This is a genomic window from Proteiniphilum sp. UBA5463, assembly GCF_002427225.1.
Taxonomy (GTDB): domain Bacteria; phylum Bacteroidota; class Bacteroidia; order Bacteroidales; family Dysgonomonadaceae; genus Proteiniphilum; species Proteiniphilum propionicum.
Window position 1 is genome coordinate 783 of the sequence record NZ_DIQL01000041.1, and the last position, 3,520, is coordinate 4,302.

4 protein-coding genes are annotated in these 3,520 nt (G+C 40.9%); all 4 read right to left on the minus strand.

What is annotated here, in order from left to right; translation table 11 throughout:
- Positions 1–133: 133 nt before the first annotated feature.
- Positions 134–1,078 (minus strand): hydrogen peroxide-inducible genes activator, encoded by a 945-nt coding sequence (locus tag B3B27_RS06830; RefSeq protein ID WP_238868091.1) that lies wholly within the window; start codon positions 1,076–1,078, stop codon positions 134–136.
- Between the two features lie 89 nt (positions 1,079–1,167).
- The gene (locus tag B3B27_RS06835; protein ID WP_238868092.1) at positions 1,168–2,142 is read right to left on the minus strand and encodes a dihydroorotate dehydrogenase-like protein; all 975 of its coding nucleotides are present in this window, start codon (positions 2,140–2,142) and stop codon (positions 1,168–1,170) included.
- 129 nt (positions 2,143–2,271) lie between these two features.
- Positions 2,272–2,934, minus strand: a complete 663-nt coding sequence (locus B3B27_RS06840; protein ID WP_238868093.1) for a YggS family pyridoxal phosphate-dependent enzyme — start codon at positions 2,932–2,934, stop codon at positions 2,272–2,274.
- Positions 2,931–3,383, minus strand: coding sequence for a DUF4494 domain-containing protein (locus tag B3B27_RS06845; protein WP_238868094.1), 453 nt, complete (start codon positions 3,381–3,383; stop codon positions 2,931–2,933). The genes B3B27_RS06840 and B3B27_RS06845 overlap by 4 nt, the downstream gene beginning before the upstream one ends.
- Between the last annotated feature and the right edge of the window lie 137 nt (positions 3,384–3,520).

Below are 3,520 nucleotides of genomic sequence, written 5' to 3' on the forward strand. Positions count from 1 at the left end.
TAGATTTCTCTTATACTACGGTTCATTAAATATTCCATTTAGACCTGTATATGAGGCAAACTCAAATATTCAGCCGTCCGGGACTTATTTTTTATTATGATAAGGCTTTTCCATAATTTCAAACCAATCTCTGCTACAAAGGAACAATATATTTTTTCATCGCATCATCCTGAAGTGATCTTGGCACTGCCGCCTTCACTTCACCTATAATGATATTAATCAACCTCTCCCGCAGAAATTCTTTCCTTGTAATAAGGCTTATCTCCCGCACAGGTGTACTGTTTCTGAAAGATCGCACGTTCTTTTTCTGTGTTTCGCTCAAATTTGCAATAGCCATTTCAGGGATAACTGTAAGCCCTTCATTCTGATCCACAATATTGATGAGGGTATCTATGCTTCCAGCTTCATAGGAAAAGATGGAATGATTGCCGCCACGCCTTTTTTTCAGGTGGCACAGATGCAGAATTTGTGTTCTGAAGCAATGCACCTCATCAAGCAGCCAGAGTCTTGAAGCCGTAAGATCACCTTCATCAAGAACAGTCTTTGAATATAACGATTTTTCAAATGGAGATACATAAGCAAAGAATCTTTCGTAGTACATAGGGTGCTCCGTAATAGCAGGATCTTTCAGCGGGGTGGCCAAAATACCTCCATCCAACGAATCATTGGAAAGGCCTTTAAGTATCTGATCCGTTGTTAGTTCAGAAATTACTATACGTATATCAAATCTGTTTTCAGAATGGACCTGCATTAGCCTAGGCAGGAGATATGGCGATACAGTGGGAATTATTCCTAACCTGAAGACACCTTTCACAATACCTCTTTCTTCCTGAATAATCTCCTTTATCTGATTTACTTGAGCTACAGCAACTCGAGCCTGATTGATAACCTTCTCCCCAATCTCAGTCGGCTGTACCGGAAGTTGTGAACGATCGAATATCTTCACGCCAAGCTCTTCTTCCAGTTTCTGTATCATCATACTGAGTGTTGGCTGAGTTACAAAAGAAGCCTCTGCTGCTTTTGAAAAGTGGCGGTGATTATCTACCGCGATAATATATTCTAATTGTTGTATATTCATGACTTAGTTGTATCAGTTACTTTCAAAACATTTGGCATACCGGTCCACAGGCAAATGTATATTAATTACTCAGTGGTGTTCGTTACCGGTCATTTGTAACTTGAGAAGTACTTCATAAACTGTACCCGCTCATATAGTGACGGGCTGCTGATATTGGCGTAGTTCAGTTTGCCTTTAAAATCATCAATAGTTGTAAAGTTTCTTTGATTCATCCACTCTTCCATGCAGGTGAGCATGTTCTCTATCACGTTTAATCCCTGTTCGTAAAGAACGCTGCAGAGTTGTATCCCTCCTGCCCCTGCCAAAATACCCTTGATGGCATCTTCCCATGAGTGCACACCGTACGAACATGCAATATCCAATTCATGTACGCGTCCGGAAACAATTGCAGTCCATCTCAGAGTATCACTGAAATCGGAAGGATTACTAAATACAGGACCAGATGTGATTTCCATTTTTTTAACATCTATATCAAGCTGATAGAAACGGTTAAAAAGTACAATTCCTTTTGCTCCAAGCGATTTGAGCTTGCCTGCCAAACCAGGTAAATTGCTGATATTTTTGGCCATCTTTATCACTACCGGAATCCTGATCACTTTCTTCAACTCTTTGACAATATTCACATAAGAATCTTCCAGATAAGTATCACCAAATTCACCGGCGTTGATGACAAAAACATTTAGCTCCAGTGCATCAGCACCTGCATCCTGAATGGTTTTGGCAAACTCTGTCCATCGTGACAGCTTGTAACAATTAATACTGGCAATTACCGGCACATTACACTCAGACTTGGCAGAACGTATAAGATCCAGATACTTATCCATGTGGTTCATCTCCACATAAGCATTGATATAATCTGCAGCCTCAGGATAATCGGTTATCTGGGCAAGTTTCTCGGAATGGCTCTCTATCTGCTCTTCAAACAGCGACTTCAACACAATGGCACCTATTCCAGCACTCTCGAGTTCTTTAATCTTCTTCAGTGAATTTGTAAGCCCACTGCTGGCAGCTATCAGAGGATTCTTAAGATGCAATCCCGCAAAAGTTGTTTCTAAATTGACCATGTACTCAACGGATGTTTTTCAAAAATTTACTAATAAACAAAATTAGGTATTTTTATCGATAAAATCGATATGCTGTACGGGAAATTAATTTTAGGCGGCATCAAAGTAACGCCGGGGCACCCTTCACACCTAACGTTCTCCAAAAATGAGGGTACCCAGTCGTATCATCGTACTGCCCTCTTCAATGGCAATCGGGTAATCGCCCGACATCCCCATCGACAGTTCATTAAACTCCGGATCATTTGAAAAATAACCGGCTTTAATCTCTTCAAAAAGTGATTTCAACTGCTGAAATTCCCTGCGAATCTGATCTTTGTCGTCAGTATATGTAGCCATCCCCATAAGTCCTTTAAGACGAACATGAGTACACTCTTTCCATTTACCATTCGCCAGAAACTGCCGACATTCACCGGGTGAAAAGCCCGATTTGGTCTCCTCTTCGGCAATATGGATCTGAAGCAGACATGGAATAACACGGTTATTAAGAGCTCCCTGCTTCTCAATCTCAAGCATCAGCCGTTCACTGTCTAAGCTGTGAATAAGCGAGATAAAGGGGGCAATCTGTTTTACTTTGTTGCGTTGCAGGTTGCCGATAAAATGCCACTCAATATCACGCGGCAGCTGCTCTTGTTTTACAACCAGTTCCTGCACACGGCTCTCGCCGAAGGCCCTCTGTCCTTCATCGTAAGCTTCCCGGACAGTACTGGCGGAATGAAATTTTGAAACCGCCACTATCTTCACTTCCGGCATAATTGCCTTTCGCAATTCATTTATATGGGTTTTAATACTCATTCCAACTTCTCTTTTTGGGGTCCGGCGGAATAGGGAAAAACATCAACAATTGCTGTCTCCGCGACCGATGCGATATCGTAATCAATCATTGTCTTTTTCATTTCCGTCTCCACTATATCAACGGTTTCTCTCAGCGTAGAAGCCTGCACCAGCATGTTGACAGCTGTTTTTTTCTCCGATCCGCTTTTCTCGTCGAGCGTAATGAAATACAACTTCGCCTTGTAGTAGCGGTCACCCGTTTCATTGAAGAACGAGTCGGTATACTTCACTCGTTTGATATCTGAGACAGAAAACTCTCCCGAAATAAAAGGCTTCATCTCTTCAATTATTCTCGCCTCCGCTTCAGTAAACGATAAAGCATCTACTAAATAGGGTTCTGTTACTGTTTTTTGCATGCCGGTTTCCAGCATTTTGTCGTATTTTATCTTACACTCAAACCAATTGTACATATTCTAATAAATTGTTTTATAACCTAATATGCGGGAAGGTACACCTAATACTTCTCCAACTTTATTTTACAAAGGTAGACTTTTTTTCATATCTATGTGTTATCCACTTTGATTTATGAGATGATTAATATAAAACA